Here is a 20,500-nt window from a genome sequence, read left to right as displayed (position 1 = left end):
CAGATCGGGCTCGAGCTCGACGCTCTGACGAGGAAGGCCACCCCGATGCCGACACACCTCAGCCGCCTGCAGCGTGACCGCGCGCCGCGCCCGAGCCGTGACGAGCTCTACGCGGCAGGCAAGGCGCTCCGCAAGACGCAACCGCACGTGGATCACGCCATCTTCGTCGCGGGGGAGCGCGACCCGAAGGCGATCCTGGCTGAGCAGAATGCGGCGAGGCTGCCCGAGCTCGTGCCGCTTCGCATGGGGCGGATGCTCGACAGTGCGTTCACGTTCTACCGGGGAACGGCCGCCATCATGGCCCACGACCTCGCGCAGGGCGCCACCACGGGCATACAGGTCGTCGCGTGCGGTGACGCGCACCTCAGCAACTTCGGACTCTTCGCCTCACCCCAGCGCACGCTCGTGTTCGACCTCAACGACTTCGACGAAGCGGCGTCAGCGCCGTGGGAGTGGGACCTGAAGCGGCTCGTCGCGAGCGTCGTCGTCGGCGCACGCGACCTCGGCCTGACCGAGGAGAAGACGCGGAAGGCGGCGCGCAAGGCCGCCGCCGCCTACCGGGAGGGGATGCGCGAGATGGTCGGCCACTCCGCCCTCGACCGGTACTACCTGCGGCTCGACACGGATGTGGCGCACCCGTCGTTCCGTACGGAGGCGCAGGATGTTCTCGCGAAGGCGACGAAGAGCGCGAGGAAGCGCACGTCCCAGAAGTTCGTCGACAAGCTCACCGAGCGAGCGGCCGACGGAACGCGGCTCATCGTGGAGAACCCGCCGGTGATGACACACGTCCCGCCGGAGTCGGAGGCGCGCGTCGAGGAGCTCTTCGAGCAGTACCGCGCCACGGTGAGCACCGACGTGGCGTTCCTGCTCGGCAGCTTCACGCTCACGGACGTCGCCCGCAGAGCCGTCGGTGTCGGCAGCGTCGGCACGCGGTGCTTCATCCTGATCCTGACGGGGCCCGCGGGTGAGGCGCTGGTGCTGCAGGTGAAGGAGGCGCCGGCGTCGGTGCTCGAGACCTACGGCGACGTCGACCCGCGGCGCCTCCTGCAGGCGCGGACACGCGCCGAGTACGACGAGCTCGGCGAGGGGTACCGGGTCGTGAGCTGCCAGCGCATCCTGCAGGCCGTCTCCGACCCATTCCTCGGCTACCTTCGCTTCGCCGGCGAAGACGGGATCGAGCGCGACTTCTACGTGCGGCAGTTCAGGGACATGAAGGGCTCGGTCGAGCTCGAGCAGCTGACCCCTTCGGAGTTCTCGAAGTATGGCGAGGCCTGCGGAACGCTGCTGGCCCGGGCGCACGCGCAGAGCCCGATCGCCCCCATGATCGCCGGCTACCTCGGCAAGAGCGGGTCGTTCGACGGCGCAATGGCGGAGTGGGCCATCGGCTACGCCGAGCAGTCCGCCCTGGACTACGCCGAGCTCCTCGCGGCCCGGGACCGTGGCGACTTCGAGGCCGTCTCCGACCGCTAGGCGGGTTCGCACCTCCGGGTCGCCGTCGATCGGTAGCGTCTTCTCAGCTCGGGAGCCGACGTGGGGTGCACGCGCCCCATCGGCGGCTGATGCGCGGGCGCAGGTGCTGGGAGCAGGCTAGGGCGCGTGCTGCGCCCGATCTGCGCCGACCGCATCCGCCGACCCGGCCGCCGCCGCGGGCTCAGGTGCGAGCCAGCCGTGCTCGCGCAATGCGGCAGCGGCTGCCTCCCTGGCGGAGTACGGGACGATGCGGCCGTCGACCTCGACATCAGCCCGATGGCCGTGGCCGCCGATGAAGATGAGGTCGCCGACCTCCGCCATCGCGACGGCGTGGTCGATGCCTGCTGCCGAGTCGGCGATCTCGTACAGTTCCCGCTCGGGGAACTCCGCGCGGATCGTCTCGACGAGCGTGCGGCGGATGCCGTCCGGGTCTTCCGTGCGCGGGTTGTAGTCCGTGACGATGACGACGTCCGATTCCTCGCTCGCGGCGCGGGCCATCTCGGGCCGCTTGCCCTTGTCGCGGTCGCCGTCCGCGCCGAAGATCATGAAGAGTCGGCCGGGGGTGAAGGGGCGGAGCGCGTGTAGCACCGCGCGGAACGACGCCGCCGTGTGGCCGTAGTCGACGTAGACGCGCAGCTCGGAGTCACCCGACACGAGGTCGAGGCGCCCGGGGACGACCGGGTGGAGGCCGTCGGTCGCGGCAAGCGCTTCGCGGATCTCGTCGAGGGAGGCGAGTCCGGCGCCGATGACGGCCACGATCGCCAGCGACAGGTCGAGCGCCGTGAAGGCACCAGGCAGGCCGATGCTGGAGGTGAGCTCCTCACCGTTCGGCCCGCGAAGGGTGAAGTCGGTGCGTTCGAGGCCCTCGGCGTCGATGTGGAGCAGCCAGTCAGCGACGTCCGCGCCCTCCGCCGTGTCCCGAGCGACCGTCACGACGGGGATCTGCGCCTCGCGGGCCGCGCGGCGACCCCACTCGTCCTCGATCGCGATGACGCCGCGCTTGGCGCGCCTGGGGGTGAAGAGCGTGAGCTTCGAGGCGAAGTAGTTCTCGAGCGTGCCATAGACGTCGAGGTGGTCCTGCGAGAGGTTCGTGAAGATGGCGCTCTCGAAGGGGAGACCGTCGACGCGGGCACCGTCGAGTCCGTGCGAGGAGACCTCGATCGCCGCCGCCTGTACGCCGTCCTCGGTCATGCGGGCGACGAGGCCGTGCAGGTAGTCCGACTCTGGGGTCGTGAGGCGGCCGGAAAGGCGGGTTTCGAGCCGCGCATCGCCGACGATGCGCTCGACGGTTCCGGAGAGGCCCGCCTTGAAGCCGAGCGAGAGGAAGAGCGCGTGCAGCAGGTAGCTGGTCGTCGTCTTGCCGTTGGTGCCGGTCACGGCGAAGAGCGGGGGAGCCGCGGCGTCGGTTCCGAAGACCGCGGCTGCGGCGATGCTCATCACCGCGCGAGGGTTCTCGACGACGATGGCCGGAAGCTCGTGCTCGGCCGCCAGCGCGGCTCCAGCAGCGTCGGACAGAACGGCGACGGCTCCGGCGCGGACCACGGCGGGCAGGAACTCGGCCCCGTGACGTTGCGCGCCGGGGATGGCGACGTAGAGATCGCCGGGGCGGATGCGGCGGGAGTCGCTGGAGACCCCGGTCACCTGCACCTGAGCACTCGCCGCGGAGATCGATCCGCCGGTCGCGTCAGCGACGGCGGTCAGGGCGACGGCGTGCGGGTTTCGGGGACGTGCCAGGTCTGACTGCAAGGATGTTCCTTTCGAGGTGCGCTCGTGCGCCGCGGATGGCCGTCTCTGGTCGTCGGGGCCGCCGTCGATGCGACGCAACGGCTCACGCCGATGAGCAGATAACAAGAAGGTAACGACGCTGCTTAGGTGGACCACATAGCAAACATGTGCGTGGTCTATGTGCGCCGCATGAAACACAAAAAGAGGCCCCCAACGAGTGGGGGCCTCATGCAGTTCGTCGGGGTGACAGGATTCGAACCTGCGACTTCCCGCTCCCAAAGCGGGCGCTCTACCAAGCTGAGCTACACCCCGGTGCCGATCGCGCGGCGAACCGCAGGCAATGCTACCGGACGCGCAGGGCGTCGGAGACCACTCTCGTGGACGGCGACGCGCGGGTTGCAGTGCGAGTTCACGGACCACCCGAAGATGCGGTAGCATTCTCTTCGTCCCGATTCGGGGCTGTAGCTTAGTGGTAAAGCCTCTGTCTTCCAAACAGATGATGCGAGTTCGATTCTCGTCAGCCCCTCCAATGAAATCCCGGTCAGCCCACGCAGGGCTACCGGGATTTTCCCGTCCTCACGGGCGTCGTGCCCTCGACCACCACTCCTACAGCAGCAGCCCGCGGATGTCGTCGGCGGAGAGCTCGGTGCTGAAGAGCTCGTCGTCGTCGATCACCGCGTCGAAGAGCTTCGACTTGCGCTCCTTGAGCGCCATGACCTTCTCCTCGATCGTGCCCTCGGCGATCATCCGGTAGACCATGACGCGTCGCTCCTGCCCGATGCGGTGCGTGCGGTCGATGGCCTGCTCCTCGCTCGCGGGGTTCCACCAGGGGTCGAGCAGGAAGACGTAGTCGGCCTCGGTCAGGTTCAGCCCGAACCCGCCCGCCTTCAGGCTGATGAGGAACACGGGGGCGGTGCCCTCCTTGAACGAGGCGATCACGTCGGCTCGCTTCGTTGTCGTGCCGTCGAGGTAGACGTATGGGATGCCCTGCGTCTCGAGGCGGGCGGCGACGAGCTTCAAGTAGGAGGTGAACTGGCTGAACACCAGCGCACGGTGCCCCTCGGCGGCGACATCGGCGAGGTGCTCGAGGAGGGCATCGAGCTTGCTCGACGGGACGTCTCCCGGCGCCATGCCGTCGAGTCCGGCGTGGATGAGCGCGGGGTCGAGGGCGAGCAGCCGCAGGAGTGTGAGCGAGCGGAACACGGTGAAGCGGTTCTTGTCGAGGTCCTCGAGCAGGCCGAAGAGCTTCTGACGCTCCCGCTGCAGGTAGAGGTCGTAGAGCTCGCGATGCTCGTCGCTCAGCTCGATGAACAGCGTCTGCTCCTGCTTCTCCGGCAGTTCTGGTGCGACGCGCTCCTTGGTGCGGCGGAGCAGGAAGGGGCGGATGCGCGCCCGCAGTCGTGCGAGTCGCTTGGCCCGCACCTCGGCGCTCGCCGGCTCGCTGAGGCCCGCGCCGACGCCCTCGCTCACCCCCTGCCGCTTGCCCTCGATCGTGCGCACGTACTCTTCGCCGAAGCGTCGCGCTGAGGGGAACAGGCCGGGGGCAGTGATGGCGAGCAGCGCATGGAGTTCGGTGAGGGAGTTCTCGAGCGGGGTGCCGGTGATCGCAAGCTTGAACGGCACCTCCAGCTCGCGCGCGCATTCGCTGACGAGGGAGTTCGCGTTCTTCACGAACTGGGCCTCGTCGAGCACGAGGCCCGACCATCCGGTGTCCTCGGCGACGGCGCGGTAGGCCTCGAAGTCGAGGCGGAAGAGGGCGTAGCTCGTGACGACGATGCTCGCCCCGCGCGCGACGTCGGCGATCCGCCTGCCCGAGGAGGCCTGCGTCGCGTCGACGACGCGCGCCACCAGCCCAGGGGTGAACCTCGCCGCCTCCGAGGCCCAGTTCCCGACGGCGGACGTGGGCGCGACGACCAGGAGGGGCGCGGGCTCGCGGCCCTCCGGCGCCTCCTCGCGTGCGTGCTGTGCGAGCGCGAGCGTCTGCAGCGTCTTGCCGAGACCCATGTCGTCAGCGAGGATGCCGCCGAGCCTGTTCCGCCAGAGGAACGCGAGCCAGTCGAGGCCCTCCTGCTGGTAGGGGCGCAGTTCTGCCTGGAGTCCGCGGGGAGGGGCGATGGGTGACGGAGCATCATCCTGCAGCTCGCGCAGCAGCTCCCGCCACTCCACCGCAGGCTTCGCCTCGTCGGCGAGGTCCTCGAAATCCGACCAGAGGCTCGCGTGCCGCCGACTGATCTGCAGACGGTTCGGCTCCCACTCGTTGAGCCCCTGCGCCTCGCTGATGAGCTCGCGCAAGGGTTCGAACGCCGGGTGCTTGAGGGAGAGGTAGCTGCCATCGATGAGCAGCAGCCTGGGCCTGCCGAGGGCGAGCGCCTTGAAGAGCTTCGTGAACGGGATCACCTTCCCGTCGACCGTGACGGTCACGCCGAGGTCGAACCAGTCGTGCCGTTCGGTGGGCACGGTCGTGACCGTCAGGTTGGGCGCACCGCGGAGCTCGCGGTACTCCGGTGGTGTCCCGACGGTCTCGACGCGAACGCCGGGCTGGCGCTCGAGCAGCGGCAGCGTCTCGGCCGCGAAGCGCGCGGCATCGATCTGCGTGAGCGTCACGCGCACGGGCAGGGAGCCGGGTGCGTCGGCGTCCTCGGGCATCCAGTCGCGCGGCAGCAGGCCCTCGTCGATGACGGTCGAGAGCGCGGGTGGCGTTGCTCGCGACCGGGGATTCGCCCACTTCCAGCGCAGCTCGAGGCTGTGCCGTGGGCCGAAGGTGGTCGTGAGGACGAGCTCGGCGGGCGCCGGGTCTGGGATGCGCACGGACGCGTCGGCGCTGCCGAGCCGCAGATGCGCCGCGAGTTCCGCCAGGTGGGCCTGCTCGAACTCGGCCGCTTCGTGGCTCGGAACCGTGAACCGCGCCCGCTGAGCGTTACCCGGAGCGAGGAGCACGAGCTGCGCTGGTGTGAGGCGCGCGTCACTCGGTGCCAGGCGGATGCTGTCGGGATTGTCGGCGTCGAAGGTGTAGATGCCGTGGTCGCCGATGGGCCGTGCCGTCTCGAAGTCGACCTGTGCTTCCCCGACCATGAGGAGCGGGGCCAGGGTGAGTCCCGTGTCCGTCCGCCGGGCGTCGAGCGTGAGGCTCGAGGTGTGCTCGAGCGCGATCGTCGCGCTCTTGGCCGTGCCGACGAACGCGATGTCCTGGCTGGTCGCCTCCTCGAGCATCGTCCACATGACGGGGCTCGTCGCCTCGTCGAGGAACATCCATTCGCTGTCCTGCCCCGGCTCCGCGGGTCGTGCCGCCCGGTGCAGCGCGAAGAACTGGGCGAACCATGCCTGGTGCCGTGGGTCGAGGTCGCGGCGTCCGCGCAGGTGCTGCAGCTTCGCCCAGGTCAGGTCGCCCTTGACCCACTTGCCGCGCACGCCCTGCATGACGGGGCGCACGCCCAGGCGCAGCTCCTCGAGGGCGACGCCAGTGCCCTGGTCCCCTGTGAACGCTCGGCGCGACGTCGGTCCGTTCCAGCGGTACATCGTTCGCGGAATGAGCTCTCGCACTTCGAACTGCAGCGCGAGCGGCACCAACCGCTCCTGTGGTGCTGCCTGGGATGATGCTTCGGCGGCGTCCGGCTTCTCGAGCAGGCGAGTGAGCGCGTTCCGCCACGATGCTGGCGCGGGGGTCTCACTCGGAAGGGTCACCGGTGCAGTCTACGAACCACCACCCCCACGCGGGCATCCGCGGTCAGGTCAGGAGCGATTCGCCGACCCTGAGGGTGCCGTCCACGCCGAGGAATGCGGCGTAGCGCTCGACCTGCGCCGCCGCTTCCCGCAGCGTCGGTGCTGAGAACGTGCCGGAGATGGGGGTCGCGACCACCCGGGTGCGCTTGGCGGTCGTCGTCTTAGACCAGAGCCCGACGCACCTGCCACGATGCACGACCGTCGCGCGGAACATCCCGTTGCCACCCGGCACGATGAGGTCGGCGTGATCAGGATGCACGCTCGCCGAGCGGTCCTGGTAGCCGAGGATCCACTCGTCGAAGCCCGGAAGCAGCAGTGTCGAGGCGCTCTTCGGCCACTCACGTGCCTCCAGTGCCTCAGCGACGACGAGGTGGCGCGCGCCGTCGAACTGGACCCCGGCCAGTGAGTCGCCCAGCTCGTCGACCGCTGATCTGAGAACGGTGAGCGGCAGCTTGCACCAGTACTGCAGGTCGGCGAGCGTCGCTGGGCCGTGACCTCGCAGGTAGCGCCGGACGAGTTCGCGCACCGCGGCGTCCTGGTCCAGCGTGGCCGTGCTGGCGATCCATTCGGTGCCGATCACCAGCTGCTGTTCGGCGCCTGCGAATGGGCCGTAGACGAGGGTCGCGTCGAGCGACAGGAGCCACAGGAGGTGCGCGCCGCGCTGGCCGCCGGTCGAGATGCCGTCGCGTTCCCAGGCGGCGAAGAGCTCGGCGCGCGTGAGGCGTCTGGTCTCACCGCGTGCATCCATCTCGGCGCGCAGCGAGTTTCGGGCGGCGTTCTCGGATGCCGCGTCGATCCCCAGGTCCTGGTGGCGCTTGCGCATGGATGCACGTGCGCGGTCGGCGGTCAGCAGCTGCAGCCAGCCGAGGTCGCGGGCGGGCACGACGTGCAGCGTCCCCCGCAACGGCCAGCAGCGCACGAGCTCTCCGCGGTCGAAGCTCGCCCGGACCTCGCTGATCGTCGATCCGGAGCGGAGTCCGAGCGACCAGAGCGCACCGGGCAGGTCCTGTCCCTGCAGGGCGAGCAGGCGCTCAGCAGTACCCGCGACCGTGAGGCGGTCGCCCGTAAGCAGCTGCGCTCGCTGCCGCAGGCCGAGGAGCTGCGCGCGCGTGAGTTCCGTGGTCATGACGTCAGTCTCGCGGATGCGCCCGGCGGACGAGGGAACTGCGCGGCCGGTTTGCCTTGCGATCGCCAAGAGTCAGGCGTAACGTGCAACCAAATGGTTATACGACAGCTCAGCGAGGACGACGTCAGCCGCATCTTCCAGGCCCTGGCGGATGCGACGAGGCGCGACATCCTCACGCGCGTGCTCCGCGAAGAGCAGTCGGTGACGAGCCTCGCGGAGGCCTACGCCATGAGCTTCGCGGCCGTGCAGAAGCACGTCGCCGTGCTCACGAGAGCGGGCCTCACGCAGAAGCGGAAGCAGGGGAGGGAGCAGCTCGTGCACGCCGACAGCGCGACGATCGCCCGAGCGACCCGGCTCCTCGAGTCCTACGAGCAGCTCTGGCGCGAGCGCAGCTCCCGCATCGACGACCTGCTCGCCGACGACGACAAGACCAGCACACCGAACCCGCTCGCCGACGCCGACGAGCGGTGAACGAGAGGAAGAGATCATGCCTGTCATCTCCACGCAGAAGGACGCGGATCAGCTCACGCTGACCGTCGTCACCGAGCACGCCGCCACACCGGAACGGGTCTGGCAGCTCTGGGAGGACCCGCGCCAGCTCGAGCGCTGGTGGGGTCCGCCGACCTGGCCCTCGACGGTGGACTCGTTCGAGTTCGCGCCGGGCGGCCAGGTGGCCTCGCACATGACCGGCCCGGACGGCAGCACAGCTGGGGAGTGGTGGGAGTTCGTGACGATCGAACCGCACCGCAGGCTGTCGTTCGACAACGGGTTCGCGCACGATGACGGCTCGCGGAACCACGAGCTGCCCGTCATGCGCTGCACCGTCACCATCGAAGGCCAGGGGGACGTCACCCGCATGACCACCGTCTCCGTGTTCTCGTCGCCGGCCGACTTCGACAGCGTCCTCCAGATGGGGATGGCGGAGGGCATGACCGAGGCCATGGGGCAGATCGACGGGGTCCTCGCAGGCTGAGCCGTTCGCTCGGGCGCTCAGCTGCGAAGCGGGCTTCTCGCGAGCACCTGCACGTCCCAGACGTCGTCGATGTCGTAGCCCACGACGACGTGCGCCCCGGCGACGTCGAAGTTGTCCTGGTACTCGTCGGCGCGGACGGGCTCACCCAGGACGCTTCGCACCTCATCCTTGTACGCCGTGGCGAAGTCGATGCCCTCGATGAACTGGGCCGGCCGCGCGTAGGGCTCGAAGCCCTCACCTCCGACCAACGTGACGATGGCGGCGTCGAGCTTCGCCCGCTCGACGATGACCGTCACCCCCGCCTCCCGGTACTCGAGATAGGTGCGCGCGAGTCCCGACGCGCGCTCGCGCCTCACGGGGCCGGGCAGCGAGGCGAGGAGGCTCGCGGACTCCGCGTGCGTCTCGGGATGCCCGAAGGCGGCGATGTACCTCGCGACATCGCCGCCGAGGCGGATGAGCTCTGCCATTCGTTCCTCCGAGTGCCGCGAAGCCCGGTTACCTGTTGACCTTGCCGACGAGATGCTCGCCGGCGGCGACGCGCTCGGAGTCGTCGCTGCCTGGGATGACGTTGCCGCGCAGCGAGCGACCGGCGGTCTCCTTGAAGGTCAGCACGGAGATGAGGCCGATGAGACCTGCACCCGCGAGGTAGAAGCCTGGGATGAGCACGTTGCCGGTCTGGTCGATGAGCCACGTGTTCGCCGAAGCCGCCGTGCCGCCGAAGATCGCCGTGGAGATGTTGTAGCCGATGGCGAAGCCCGAGTAGCGGACCGCGGTCGGGAACAGCGCGGGAAGCGTCGAGGAGATCGTCGAGATGATCATCACGAGGAACAGGCCGAGGATGCCGAGCCCCGCGATCTGCGCGACGAGCGACCCGGTCTGGATGAGCATGACCGCAGGCACCGAGAACACCGTGAAGCCGATGCTCGCCGCGATGAGCTGCGGCTTCCGGCCGATGCGGTCGGAGAGCGCCCCGAACGGCACGATGACGGCCATCATGAGGAGCTGGATGACCACGAGCGAGAAGGTCGACTCCGCGGTGCTCTGGTCGAGGGTCGTCGACAGGTAGGTCGGCATGTAGGTCAGCACGAGGTAGAAGGCGACGTTGATGAGGATCACGAAGCCGAAGAGCTTGAGCACCTGCATGGGGTAGTTCTTGAGCAGCGACACGAGGGCGCCGATGGCGGACTGCTTCTCGCCCGGCTGCTGCGCGTCGTCGACGAACGTCTCCGACTCGCTCAGGTGGCGGCGCATCCACAGGGCGACGAGGCCGAGGGGGAGCGTCAGCAGGAACGGCAGACGCCACCAGCCCTCGAGCATCCCGTCGTCGCCGACGATGAAGGCCAGCGTCGTGCACAGGATGGCGGCGGCGCTGGCACCCGCGAGGGTGCCGAATTCGAGGAACGACCCGAAGAAGCCGCGCTTGTCGTCCGGAGCATGCTCCGACATGAAGATGGCCGCGCCGGCGTACTCGCCGCCCGCCGAGAACCCCTGCAGCATGCGGAGCAGGATGAGCAGGATGGGCGCGGCGAAGCCAATCGAGTCGAAGGAGGGGAGGAGGCCGATCGCGGCGGTCGAGAGGCTGATCATGATGATCGTGAAGACGAGCACCTTCTGGCGCCCGATGCGGTCACCGAGGGGGCCGAGCACGATGCCGCCGAGCGGACGCACGAGGAACGAGACCGCGAACGTCGCGAACGTGAGGATGAGCGCGAGTGCGCCACCCTGGTTCTCGCTGAAGGTGAAGAACAGCTGCGAGACGTAGATGGCGAGGTAGCCGTAGATGCCGTAGTCGAACCACTCGATGGCGTTGCCGATGGCGGAGCCTGCGACTGATCTCCGTGCCGTCTTGCGCTGGATGGGGGTGAGATCGATCTCTCGGGTCAGGGGTGGCAGGGTGGCGCTCTGGCCCCCTGTGCTGGACTGATCAGAGGACATGGGGGCTCCTTGCTGGAAGTTCCACACGGGTAATGCTCAAGTCCAGCGCGGCCACCTGGGTGTTACCGGGGCGACTCGTCGAGACGGAGCGCTATAAGCGCGTAGGCGCGCGCGGCGGTCAGGAGGTCGCCCACCTGCACGCGCTCCTCCGGCTGGTGCGCCTGCGACTTCACGTCACCCGGGCCGAGGATGACGACCGGGATCTCCTGGTGGCGAGCGATGAACCCGCCCTCGCAGGCGGCGCTCCACCCGCCGATGCTCGAGGTGCCGCCCGCGTCGGCGACGGCACGCACGGCGGTGCCGGGAACGGCCGATTCGGGCGGAGTGAGGAATCCGGGCATAGCCATGTCGAGCTGGCCGGTGACGGTGATGCGCTCGGCGTTCAGCATGCCGCTCTGCTGGATGGCCGAGCGGATGCGCGCGAGCACGTCGTCGAGGATCTCCTGCGGCTCCTCGTCTGGAAGCACGCGGCGGTCGACGTAGAGGGTGCACTCCTCGGCGACGATGGAGGTGCCGTGGCCGCCGGCGATCATGCCGACGTTCCAGCTGCCGGTGCCGATGAGTCCGGGGACTGCCGCGGCCTGCTGTGCGATGTGTCTCGCGTCGCCCTCGATGGTCTGCACCGCGATGGCCGCTGCTGCGATGGCGCTCGCTCCGTCAGACGGATTGCCGGCGTGGGCTGCGGCCCCGCGAAGCGTGATGATGAAGTTCGTGGCACCTCGGCACGCGACGACGGTGTCGAGGCCGGTCGGCTCGGCGACGATGCACGCCGAGTAGGGCAGCGGGTCTCCGGCGCTCCGCAGCTCCCGTGCCGTGGGCGCATCGGCGATGTAGCGGAGCGCACCCGTCGCGGTGTCCTCCTCGTCGACGGTGCAGAGCAGCGAGAGGCGGACATCGGGCCGCTGAGCGTGCACGGCGGACATCGCCGCGATCACGGCGGCGAGCCCGCCCTTCATGTCGACGGCGCCTCGGCCGATGAGCTGGTCGTCGACCAGGCGCGGCTCGAAGGGGTCGCCGAGCCAGCCCGCTCCCGCGGGCACGACATCGCTGTGTCCGAGGAAGAGAAGCGCCGGCCCGTCGCCGTCGCCGATCTCGGCGAGCAGGTTGTGTCGACCGGGCGCGACCTCGGTGAGCGTGACCTGCGCGCCGGCTCGTTCGCACAGCGTCGCGAGGACCTCCACGGTCGCCGCCTCCGTCTCTCCCGGGTTCTCGCCCCTCGCGCGGATCAGGGTGGACGTATCCGCGACGATGTGCTCGAGATCGATCCGCGCGAGCACCGCCGTCTCGACCGGGCTCAGCGCGCTCACGCGTCGACCTTCACGATGAGCTCGCGCGGTGCGCTGGTCAGCACCTCCACACCCGTCTCGGTGATGCGGATCGACTCGGACACCTCGAAGCCGAAGCCCGTCATCCACATGCCCGCGATGAGGTGGAAGGTCATGTTCGGGGCCAGCACCGTCTCTTCGCCCGAGCGGATGCTCACGGTGTGCTCGCCCCAGTCCGGCGGGTAGCCGATGCCGATCGAGTAGCCGAGACGCGACGCCTTCGTGAGTCCCTGCTTCGCGAGCACCGCATCCCAGGCCTCGACGGCCGCCTCGGGGGTCTGGCCGGGACGCAGCAGCTCGAGTGCGGCCTCGAAGCCGTCGAGGGTCGTCGCGGCGACCCGCTGCAGCTCGGAGCTCGGCTGCCCGAGGCTCACGGTGCGGGCGAGCGGGGCGTGGTAGCGGCGGTGAGCTCCAGCGAGCTCCAGCGAGACCGCCTCGCCGGCCACGATCTGGGCGCTCGACCACGTGAGGTGAGGCGTGTCGGCGCCCTCGCCGGCGAGCATCATGGGAACGATCGACGGGTAGTCACCCTCGGCGTCGCCGATCCCCGCGGCCTGCGCGGCCTGAATATCCGCGGCGATGTCGCTCTGCCTCCTGCCGCCGCGCAGCGCCTCGATGCCGACCGCCATCGCGTTCGAGCTGACGGCCGCCGCGGCGCGCATCAACGAGATCTCCGCGCTCGACTTCACGAGGCGCACCCAGTTGACGAGCTCATGGCTGTCGACGAGCTCCCATTCGGGGAGCCTGCGCTGCAGCGTCAGGAACGAGCGAACTGAGAAGAAGTGCGCCTCCGACTCGTAGCCGACCCGCATCCTCCTGGCGGCGTGACCGCGCTCGCGGAGCTCGGTTGCCGCCCAGTCCATGGGGTGCACCTCGGCTCGGTGCACGAGGCTCTCCGGGTAGCCGGCGACCTGCTCGCGCGGCAGCCAGGTCGTGTGGTGCGCGCCGTGCGCGTCCATGGCTCGCATGACGAGCAGCAGATCACCGTCGGCCGGAACGAAAAGGAACTGCGGCATGTAGAACGACCAGGCGTTGTACCCGGTCAGGTAGTGGAGGTTGGCCGGGTCGGTCACCAGCAGCGCGTCGAGGCCTGCGTCCTGCATCCTGACCCTCGTGTTCGCGAGCCTGACCTCGAACTCCTCACGGCTGAAGTCTGCGAGCTGCGACATCTGGGCCCTCCCTCTCTGACTGCGGTCCCGAGAATCTACTCGCTCGCGGGCCGGGTCGAGTGCATGTAGTTCAATGGATGCGCGATCACCGCCCCGTTCATCGCCCCGAGGAGCCCACGTGCCAGACAACTCGACGCCAGAAGACTCCGAGAAGGACGACGGAGCCGTCGACTACTCGCAGCGCGACTACCAGGCACCGACGGGGTACCGGGCCCCTGATTTCGTGTCGAAGTGGGCGGCGCAGGACAGCAGGGGCGACGCGCAGCGGCTCGAGGACGAGCAGCGCGAGGCGACGCGGGATGCGCAGGACGCCGCTCAAGATCCGTACGACGCACCGCGGTCGACGACGGCGGGCGGTGACACCCCGGCTGGGCTGCCCGACCCGCCGCGGACGCTGGAGGAGCTCGACGCGATCATCCGCCGCGAGCAGGAAGCGCAGTCGCCGGGGCACGTGCTTCGCGCAGGAGACGGCGAGGAGCTCACGCAGACGGCCGACGCCCCGCTCGACCGTGAGGAACTGCTCACGCGCGTCGCAACCGACAGCAGCGCCCTCCTCGGGAAACGTGCCAGGGAGGTGCAGAGCGCGCTGGTCGGCGGCCGCCCGGGGAGCGGCGCGGGGCAGCGGGGAGCGAGCTCCAAGACTCCGACGAAGCAGCGTCCTGCGCCGTCGGCCGCGCCGTCTCCTGCATCGAAGGCGCCCGCCGCGACGGCGAAGAAGGGCGGAGGCGGCTGGTTCGGCGTCATCGCCGCCATCCTCGCGCTCACCTTCGCGATCTCGGGGATGTCGTTCGTCGGCTGGGTGCTCATCGTCGTCTCGCTCATCGCCAGCATCGGTCTGCTTCGTGCCGGTGGTGGGCGCCGCGTCGTCGGCGTCATCACCCTCGTCATGACGGTCGTTGCGCTCGTGATCCAGCTGATCGGCTCGACCGGCGGCTCGATCCGCGGAGCGGTGACGGAGCTCTCCGGTGGCACCGCAACGCTCGATCTCAACGGGACGACCACCGTCTCGGGAACAGGCAACGCACGCTTCGACGTCACCCTGCCCGGCGGACCGGAGGACATCGGCCTGCTGCAGGTCGAGTTCGAGGGCGAACGGCTGCGCATCTACGACGTCGACGCCGACGGCGAGCAGATGGGCGGCTCCTCCATCTCCGCCTACGACGAGTACTCGGGCCTCGCCGTCATCAACGAGTGGACGGACGACGAGTTCCGGGCCATAGACATCGAAGCCGAGGGGGAGTGGACGGTGACGCTCGTCTCCACGGACACGCTGCCCTCCTTCGACGGCGAGTACACCGGAACCGGCCCTGAGGTCGTGCTCTACACGGGCACCGGTGGCGACGCCACCTTCACCTTCGAACCCGAGCAGAGCATCTCGATCGACACGTTCGGCGCCGACAGCTGGTACGAGAGCATCAGCGAGGTCACATCCCTCACCAGGCCCTTCCCCGCCGGTCCCACGATCATCCGCGTCGAGCCGTACGAGGACACGGCCTGGAGCATCAGCTTCGACGGCGCGGCCCCAGCCCCGACCAGCTAGTCAGGACGCGCGGCGGTAGCGGAGCTCGGGGCGGCCGCGCTTGCCGTAGACCGGTTCGAGGACCGCCAGACCGCGCCCGCAGAGGTCGTCGAGGTACCGACGCGCGGTGACGCGGGAGAGGCCGCACGCCTCCGCGACCTCGAGCGCAGACTGCCACTCCGAGCCGAGGTGCGAGAGGACGAGCTTGATGGTCGGCTCCGAGAGGCCCTTGGGCAGGGGCCTGCCGCGCGTCGTCGGCGACGGAAGTCCCTGGGTGCCTGCCCGGTCTGCCGACGCGGCAGGACCGCCGCGCCGCGCAAGCAGCCCGTCGATGTCCTGCTGGCGGAGTGGGACCGTCTGCGGCGCGCTCGCCTCCGGCTTCGGCGCGGCCACGCGAGTGTCCCGGTAGTTGACGAGCCTGGCCTCGAAGTTGGCCTTCGAGAACGGCTTCACCAGGTAGTCCGCGATGCTTGCCGTCGCGAGCTGCGCGACGGACAGGCGGTCGTTGGCCGACGAGATGATGACGGCATCGAAGGAGTCGCCGAGCAGCTGGCGCAGGCGGCGCAGCACCTCGACGCCGCTGAAGTCCGGGAGGTGCACGTCGAGCAGCACGAGGTCGATCTCCGTGCTGGCGGCCACCTCCAGGGCCTCCTGGCCGCTGCCTGCGGTGGCGACGACCTCGAAGCCGTCGACGCCCGCGAGCATGCGCTCGTGCAGGCGCCTGACGGCGGTCTCGTCATCGACGATGAGCGTACGGATGGCGGTCACGGTGCGATCCTCCCAGCAGTCGGAGCATCCGAGGACCCGCCCGCGCCGCGGCGGGCACCAGCGGAGGACAGCGTCGCCACGAAGCGGGCACCTCCCAGCTCGCTCTCCGAGATGACGAGGTCGCCGCCGTGCTCCCGCGTGAGGCGGCGCACAAGGCCGAGGCCGACGCCGCGGGGGATCTCGAGGCCGTCCATCGTCTGCGTCTCCTTGGTCGAGAAGCCGACCTCGGTGATGTGGCCCCTGAGCTCTTCGGGCACCCCCGGGCCGCTGTCGTCGACCTGCATCCGCAATCCTGAGGGGGCCGCCTCGACAGCGACGCGCACGATTCCGCGCGCCCCCTGTTCCTCGACGGCCTCAGTCGCATTGCCGACGAGATTGCTCAGCACGGTGGCCGCATCGTCGTCGAAGATGAGCTCGAGGACGGCCCGGTCGTCGCTCTCGACATCGGCGTGGAGCTGCCCGCCGTGCTCGCAGAGGCGCGCACTCGCAGCTGCCAGGATCGCCCGGATGCGGACGGGCGCATCCGAGAGGGCCTGTTCGAGTTCTGGATCTGCGGCGAGCGAATCCACCGGCGTCAGCGAGCGGATGTACTCGAGGGCCTCGCCCCGCTCGTCGACCTCGATGAGCCCGAAGAGCACGTGCAGGCGGTTGGAGAACTCATGGGTCTGCTCGCGGAGTGCCGCCGACAAGCGGCGCTGCGTCTCGAGCTCCTGCGCCGCGGCCGCGAGGTGGTCGAAGCGTCGGCCGAGGACGAGGGAGACCGCGGCCGCGGCCGCGAGCCCGAAGACTCCGGCGCCGATGACCCACGGAACCACCTGCCAGACGCGGTCCTCCAGCTGCGCGGAGATCGAGGACTCGAGGATGCCGACCGAAGCGGTGCCGACGACGATCCCGTCGCGCCAGACCGGCACCTTCGCGCGGAGCGTCGGGCCGACCGTGCCGACCTCGGTGCCGACGAACGTCTCCCCGCCGAGCGCGACGCTTGGGTCGGTCGACACCATCTCTCCCCGCCGCTCGGGCACCGGGTGGGTGATGCGGATGCCCTCGTCGTCGGTGATGACGACGTAGTCGACGCCAGCGGACTGCGCGACGAGGTCGGCGATCGGCTGCAGCGTGACACCGGCATCCGGTTCGCCGACGGCGTCGACCACGGCAGGCAGCTCAGCGAGGCTCAGGGCGACGGCGAGCGTGCGCTCACCGGTCTCCTCACGGATGGAGGTGTGCTGCACCTGGAGCGCGACGAGGAGGGTCGCGAGCATGCAGATCAGGACGATCGAGAACTGCACGGCGACGAGCGTGAGCACACGTGGGCCGCGCAGGGCGCGGAGCTGTGCGGGCGGTTCCTTCCTCATGCCGCTCCACCACCTCCGCGTGCGCCGATCGTCGATGAACGACGGTTGCCCGGCGAACCTCCGTGTCCACAAAGACCATAAAGGCCAGAAGGCGTCGGCGCTCAATCCCGGTGCAATCGTAGAGAGCGCGCAGACCAGCGCGGCGACAGAGTCGTTGCCAACGGAAGGAATACTTCATTGAGTAGAACAAGACTCCCGAACAAGCTGCTCACCTCGCTCTTCGCCATCGTCACCGTCGCTGTCCTCGGCTTCGCGGTCGTGGATGCGAGCAGCGCGGGTGCCGGAGCATCGGCGAGGAGCAAGCTCACGATCATGGCGCCGGCGGCGCCCGGCGGAGGCTGGGATGCCTTCGCTCGCGAAGCCCAGCAGGCGCTGCGAGCCAACGGCATCGTCAACAACGCCCAGGTCGTGAACGTGCCGGGCGCGGGTGGCACGATCGGGCTCAGCCAGCTGCTGCAGATGCAGGGCCGCGACGACCTGCTCATGGTCACGGGAGGCGTCATGGTCGGAGCGACCGTGCTCTCCAACACGGGGGAGTCGCTCGCCGACACGGTGCCCATCGCCCGCCTCGCCGACGACTACAACGCGCTTGTCGTGCCGGCCTCGTCGCCGTACACCACCCTCGACGAGTTCGTCGAGGGCATGAAGAAGGACCCCGGCGGCCACTCGATCGCCGGCGGCTCGCTCGGCGGCATCGACCACCTCCTGAGCGGCATGCTCGGGAAGGCTGTCGGCGTCGACCCGAAGGACGTGAACTACGTCGCCTACTCGGGCGGCGGTGAGGTGCTCTCCTCGCTGCTCTCGAGCACCACCGCTGCAGGCCTCTCCGGCTACAACGAGTTCAGGGACCAGATCGAGGCCGGCACCCTCAAGGCGCTCGCGATCTCGGCCCCGGACCCCGTCGAGGGCATCGACATCCCGACCTTCAAGCAGGAGGGCGTCGACGTCGCGATGGTCAACTGGCGCGGCGTCGTGGCCCCACCCGGCATCGACGACGCCACGCGCGACGAGCTCGTCGCCATCGTCACGGAGCTCGAGAACAGCCCCGAATGGGCGGACGCGCTCGACCGGAACAACTGGACGGACAGCTTCCAGCCCGGTACCGATTTCGAAGATTTCCTCGTCGGCGAGACCGACCAGGTCACCGCACTCGTGAAGGAGCTCGGACTATGAGTCAGGTGCAGAACCAGCGAAAGGCGCAGGGCTCTCGAGATTCGAGAGGGCCTGGGACCAACAGCATCCAGACGGGGTCACGCTCCTGGTGGCACGGAAGGAGCGAACTCGGGGTCGCCGCGTTCGTCTTCCTCCTCGCCGCGGTCTTCGCGATCGGCACAGCCACCATGGACGTGCCGGCGACGGCGGGAGTTCCCGGGCCGCAGTTCTTCCCGACGATCGTCGTCATCCTCCTCTTCATCGTCTCCATCGCTCTCGCGATCACCGTCATCCGCAGGCCAGCACGCGATGACGAAGACGAAGCGGACCAGATGCTCGAGATCTCACCGGAGCTGCTCGAGGACATCGGCCAGATCGACACGACCTCCGAGATCCGCGTCGTCACAGCCGCCGCGGGGGAGGAGCGCAAGAAGCGCGACGGCACCGACTGGAAGACCCTCGGTATCGTCTTCGCCGCGCTCGCGGGCACTGCGCTGCTGCTCGAGCCGCTCGGTTGGATCATCACGGCCGCCGCGCTGTTCTGGGTCGTCGCCTACGCCCTTGGCAGCAAGCGCCACCTCTTCGACATCGGGGTCGCGTTCCTCTTCTCGTCACTCGTGCAGCTGTCGTTCTCGGCGGGCCTCGGCCTGACGCTGCCGTCCGGAATCCTGAGCGGAGTCCTCCCATGGATCAGCTGACCCACCTCCTCGAGGGCTTCACCGTCGCCCTCACCCCGATCAACCTCCTCTGGCTGCTCATCGGCGCCGTCCTCGGGACCGCGGTGGGCGTGCTGCCCGGCCTCGGCTCCGCCATGGCCGTCGCGCTGCTGCTCCCCGTCACCTTCAGCCTCGACCCGACCGGCGCGTTCATCATGTTCGCGAGCATCTACTTCGGCGGACTCTTCGGCGACTCGACCTCGGGCATCCTGCTCAACACTCCGGGAAACTCCTCGGCGATCGCGACGACGTTCGAAGGTCACCGGATGGCGAAGGACGGCCGAGCCGCGAAGGCGCTCGGAACCTCCGCCATCGGCGCGTTCATCGGCGGCACGATCGCGACGGCGCTCGTCGTGTTCTTCTCGCCGTTCCTCGTGCAGCTGGCGACGCAGTTCGGGCCTGCCGAGTACTTCGCGCTGGCCGCGTTCGCGTTCGTCGCGATCTCCTCGGTGGTCGCCGACTCCGTCATCCGCGGCCTCATCGCGCTCGGCATCGGCCTCGCGATCGCCCTTGTGGGCGTCGACGGCCCCTCCGGCGCCTCGCGCTTCACGATGGACCTGCCGCAGTTCTTCGACGGCATCTCGATCATCGTCGTGACGGTGGGCCTCCTCGCGATCGGCGAGGTCCTGCACGTCGCCAGCCGCATCCACCGCGAGGGCGGGCTCACGAAGATCCCCGCGTCCGGATCGCCGTACCTGAACCTTCGCGAGCTCCGACAGGCCCTCCCGGCGTGGCTTCGCGGCACCGCCTACGGCGTGCCCTTCGGCGCGATCCCCGTCGGCGGCTCCGAAGTGCCCACCTTCCTCGCGTACGGCACGGAGAAGCGCCTCGCGAAGCGCCGCGGCGACCGCGACTTCGGCACGCGCGGCGCCATCCAGGGTGTCGCGGCGCCCGAGGCTGCCGGCAACGCCACCGCAGGAACGGCGATGGGCGCGCTGCTCGCGCTCGGCCTCCCCACGTCGGCGACGGCCGCGATGATGCTCGCGGCGTTCCAGCAGTACGGGATGCAGCCGGGGCCGCTCCTCTTCGAGCGCAGCGCAGACCTCGTCTGGCCGCTGCTCGCGAGCCTCTTCGTCGGGCTCCTCATCCTCCTCATCATCAACCTGCCGTTCGCCGCCGTCTGGGCGAAGCTGCTGCTGATCCCGCGCCACTACCTGTACGCGGGCATCACGGGCTTCGCGATGCTCGGGGTCTACGCCATCGCGTCGTCGCCCGTCGACCTCTGGCTGGCGCTCGCGATCGGCGCGTTCGGCTTCGTGATGCGGCGCTACGCCATCCCGCTCGCTCCCGTGCTCATCGCCGCGATCCTCGGACCACTCGCCGAGACCGAGCTGCGCCGCGCGTTGGCGGTCAGCGAAGGTGACCTGGGCATCCTCGTCGACTCGCCCATCACCATCGCGCTGTACGTGCTCATGGCCGGCGCCATCGTCATCAGCGCCATCCAGCACCTGCGGACTCGCACCCGCGAGAAGCAGATCCAGAAGGCCAAGACGGAGGCCGTCGCCGTCCAGGCCGCCGAGCGAGAGGACGCCAGGTAGCGCCGACCAGCG

The 20,500-nt window shown here is 69.4% G+C and carries 16 protein-coding genes and 2 tRNA genes; 8 read left to right on the top strand and 10 right to left on the bottom strand.

Annotation, left to right across the window (positions count from 1 at the left end):
* Positions 1–45 precede the first annotated feature (45 nt).
* Positions 46–1,470, top strand: a complete 1,425-nt coding sequence (locus C5C17_RS09360; protein ID WP_104253116.1) for a DUF2252 domain-containing protein — start codon at positions 46–48, stop codon at positions 1,468–1,470.
* A 117-nt stretch (positions 1,471–1,587) separates the two neighbouring features.
* On the opposite strand, the gene C5C17_RS09355 is transcribed toward C5C17_RS09360, so the two are convergent.
* Together C5C17_RS09355 and C5C17_RS09350 are read right to left on the bottom strand one after the other, a co-directional pair.
* On the bottom strand, positions 1,588–3,216 hold the full coding sequence (locus C5C17_RS09355; protein ID WP_181028536.1) for a Mur ligase family protein: 1,629 nt from the start codon (positions 3,214–3,216) through the stop codon (positions 1,588–1,590).
* 217 nt (positions 3,217–3,433) lie between these two features.
* Positions 3,434–3,507 (bottom strand) — tRNA-Pro (locus tag C5C17_RS09350).
* A gap of 143 nt (positions 3,508–3,650) precedes the next feature.
* Here C5C17_RS09350 and C5C17_RS09345 point away from each other — a divergent pair.
* Positions 3,651–3,724: transfer RNA gene (locus tag C5C17_RS09345), tRNA-Gly, on the top strand.
* Positions 3,725–3,801: 77 nt separating this feature from the next.
* Here C5C17_RS09345 and C5C17_RS09340 read toward each other — a convergent pair.
* Together C5C17_RS09340 and C5C17_RS09335 are read right to left on the bottom strand one after the other, a co-directional pair.
* Positions 3,802–6,876 carry a DEAD/DEAH box helicase gene (locus C5C17_RS09340; RefSeq protein WP_104253114.1) on the bottom strand — a complete coding sequence of 1,025 codons (3,075 nt, stop codon included), beginning with the start codon at positions 6,874–6,876 and terminating at the stop codon, positions 3,802–3,804.
* A 43-nt stretch (positions 6,877–6,919) separates the two neighbouring features.
* Positions 6,920–8,041, bottom strand: coding sequence for a winged helix DNA-binding domain-containing protein (locus tag C5C17_RS09335; RefSeq protein WP_104253113.1), 1,122 nt, complete (start codon positions 8,039–8,041; stop codon positions 6,920–6,922).
* Positions 8,042–8,134: 93 nt separating this feature from the next.
* On the opposite strand from C5C17_RS09335, the gene C5C17_RS09330 reads away from it, so the two are divergent.
* Positions 8,135–8,512, top strand: coding sequence for a helix-turn-helix transcriptional regulator (locus C5C17_RS09330; protein ID WP_104253112.1), 378 nt, complete (start codon positions 8,135–8,137; stop codon positions 8,510–8,512).
* A gap of 16 nt (positions 8,513–8,528) precedes the next feature.
* Positions 8,529–9,014 carry an SRPBCC domain-containing protein gene (locus tag C5C17_RS09325; protein ID WP_104253111.1) on the top strand — a complete coding sequence of 162 codons (486 nt, stop codon included), beginning with the start codon at positions 8,529–8,531 and terminating at the stop codon, positions 9,012–9,014.
* Between the two features lie 17 nt (positions 9,015–9,031).
* On the opposite strand, the gene C5C17_RS09320 is transcribed toward C5C17_RS09325, so the two are convergent.
* The 4 genes from C5C17_RS09320 to C5C17_RS09305 form a co-directional block, all read right to left on the bottom strand.
* Complete coding sequence (locus C5C17_RS09320) at positions 9,032–9,481, bottom strand: hypothetical protein (RefSeq protein WP_104253110.1); 450 nt, start codon at positions 9,479–9,481, stop codon at positions 9,032–9,034.
* Positions 9,482–9,509: 28 nt separating this feature from the next.
* Positions 9,510–10,949 carry an MFS transporter gene (locus tag C5C17_RS09315; RefSeq protein ID WP_104253109.1) on the bottom strand — a complete coding sequence of 480 codons (1,440 nt, stop codon included), beginning with the start codon at positions 10,947–10,949 and terminating at the stop codon, positions 9,510–9,512.
* Between the two features lie 62 nt (positions 10,950–11,011).
* Entirely contained in the window at positions 11,012–12,256 is a 1,245-nt protein-coding gene (locus tag C5C17_RS09310) for a M20 family metallopeptidase (RefSeq protein ID WP_219820496.1), read from the bottom strand.
* The gene (locus C5C17_RS09305) at positions 12,253–13,443 is read right to left on the bottom strand and encodes a M24 family metallopeptidase (protein WP_104253108.1); all 1,191 of its coding nucleotides are present in this window, start codon (positions 13,441–13,443) and stop codon (positions 12,253–12,255) included. The genes C5C17_RS09310 and C5C17_RS09305 overlap by 4 nt, the downstream gene beginning before the upstream one ends.
* A gap of 118 nt (positions 13,444–13,561) precedes the next feature.
* Here C5C17_RS09305 and C5C17_RS09300 point away from each other — a divergent pair, with 118 nt between their 5' ends.
* Positions 13,562–14,983, top strand: coding sequence for a hypothetical protein (locus tag C5C17_RS09300; protein WP_104253107.1), 1,422 nt, complete (start codon positions 13,562–13,564; stop codon positions 14,981–14,983).
* On the opposite strand, the gene C5C17_RS09295 is transcribed toward C5C17_RS09300, so the two are convergent.
* Both C5C17_RS09295 and C5C17_RS09290 read right to left on the bottom strand, forming a co-directional pair.
* Positions 14,984–15,730: a response regulator gene (locus tag C5C17_RS09295; RefSeq protein WP_104253106.1), complete on the bottom strand. Its 747-nt coding sequence runs from the start codon at positions 15,728–15,730 to the stop codon at positions 14,984–14,986.
* Entirely contained in the window at positions 15,727–17,082 is a 1,356-nt protein-coding gene (locus C5C17_RS09290) for an ATP-binding protein (protein WP_104253105.1), read from the bottom strand. The genes C5C17_RS09295 and C5C17_RS09290 overlap by 4 nt, the downstream gene beginning before the upstream one ends.
* Before the next feature lie 177 nt (positions 17,083–17,259).
* Here C5C17_RS09290 and C5C17_RS09285 point away from each other — a divergent pair, with 177 nt between their 5' ends.
* Genes C5C17_RS09285 through C5C17_RS09275 form a run of 3 tightly spaced genes read left to right on the top strand, consistent with a single transcriptional unit; the run spans position 17,260 to position 20,488 of the window.
* Entirely contained in the window at positions 17,260–18,255 is a 996-nt protein-coding gene (locus tag C5C17_RS09285) for a tripartite tricarboxylate transporter substrate binding protein (protein ID WP_181028535.1), read from the top strand.
* Positions 18,252–18,932 (top strand): tripartite tricarboxylate transporter TctB family protein, encoded by a 681-nt coding sequence (locus C5C17_RS09280; RefSeq protein WP_104253104.1) that lies wholly within the window; start codon positions 18,252–18,254, stop codon positions 18,930–18,932. The genes C5C17_RS09285 and C5C17_RS09280 overlap by 4 nt, the downstream gene beginning before the upstream one ends.
* Complete coding sequence (locus C5C17_RS09275; protein ID WP_104253103.1) at positions 18,920–20,488, top strand: tripartite tricarboxylate transporter permease; 1,569 nt, start codon at positions 18,920–18,922, stop codon at positions 20,486–20,488. Before C5C17_RS09280 ends, C5C17_RS09275 begins: the two co-directional genes overlap by 13 nt.
* Positions 20,489–20,500 lie beyond the last annotated feature (12 nt).

The sequence above is a fragment of the Pseudoclavibacter sp. RFBA6 genome, from assembly GCF_002931575.1.
Lineage (GTDB): Bacteria > Actinomycetota > Actinomycetes > Actinomycetales > Microbacteriaceae > Pseudoclavibacter > Pseudoclavibacter terrae.
Note: the sequence above shows the minus strand (reverse complement) of the source record. Positions and strands in the feature narration are given on the sequence as shown.

Excerpts from the sequence above, each read along its gene's own strand:
- C5C17_RS09315 (WP_104253109.1), bottom strand. The coding sequence starts at position 10,949 with ATGTCCTCTGATCAGTCCAGCACAGGGGGCCAGAGCGCCACCCTGCCA.
- C5C17_RS09330 (WP_104253112.1), top strand. The coding sequence starts at position 8,135 with ATGGTTATACGACAGCTCAGCGAGGACGACGTCAGCCGCATCTTCCAG.
- C5C17_RS09305 (WP_104253108.1), bottom strand. The coding sequence starts at position 13,443 with ATGTCGCAGCTCGCAGACTTCAGCCGTGAGGAGTTCGAGGTCAGGCTC.
- C5C17_RS09275 (WP_104253103.1), top strand. The coding sequence starts at position 18,920 with ATGGATCAGCTGACCCACCTCCTCGAGGGCTTCACCGTCGCCCTCACC.
- C5C17_RS09360 (WP_104253116.1), top strand. The coding sequence starts at position 46 with ATGCCGACACACCTCAGCCGCCTGCAGCGTGACCGCGCGCCGCGCCCG.
- C5C17_RS09320 (WP_104253110.1), bottom strand. The coding sequence starts at position 9,481 with ATGGCAGAGCTCATCCGCCTCGGCGGCGATGTCGCGAGGTACATCGCC.
- C5C17_RS09335 (WP_104253113.1), bottom strand. The coding sequence starts at position 8,041 with ATGACCACGGAACTCACGCGCGCGCAGCTCCTCGGCCTGCGGCAGCGA.
- C5C17_RS09325 (WP_104253111.1), top strand. The coding sequence starts at position 8,529 with ATGCCTGTCATCTCCACGCAGAAGGACGCGGATCAGCTCACGCTGACC.
- C5C17_RS09280 (WP_104253104.1), top strand. The coding sequence starts at position 18,252 with ATGAGTCAGGTGCAGAACCAGCGAAAGGCGCAGGGCTCTCGAGATTCG.
- C5C17_RS09290 (WP_104253105.1), bottom strand. The coding sequence starts at position 17,082 with ATGAGGAAGGAACCGCCCGCACAGCTCCGCGCCCTGCGCGGCCCACGT.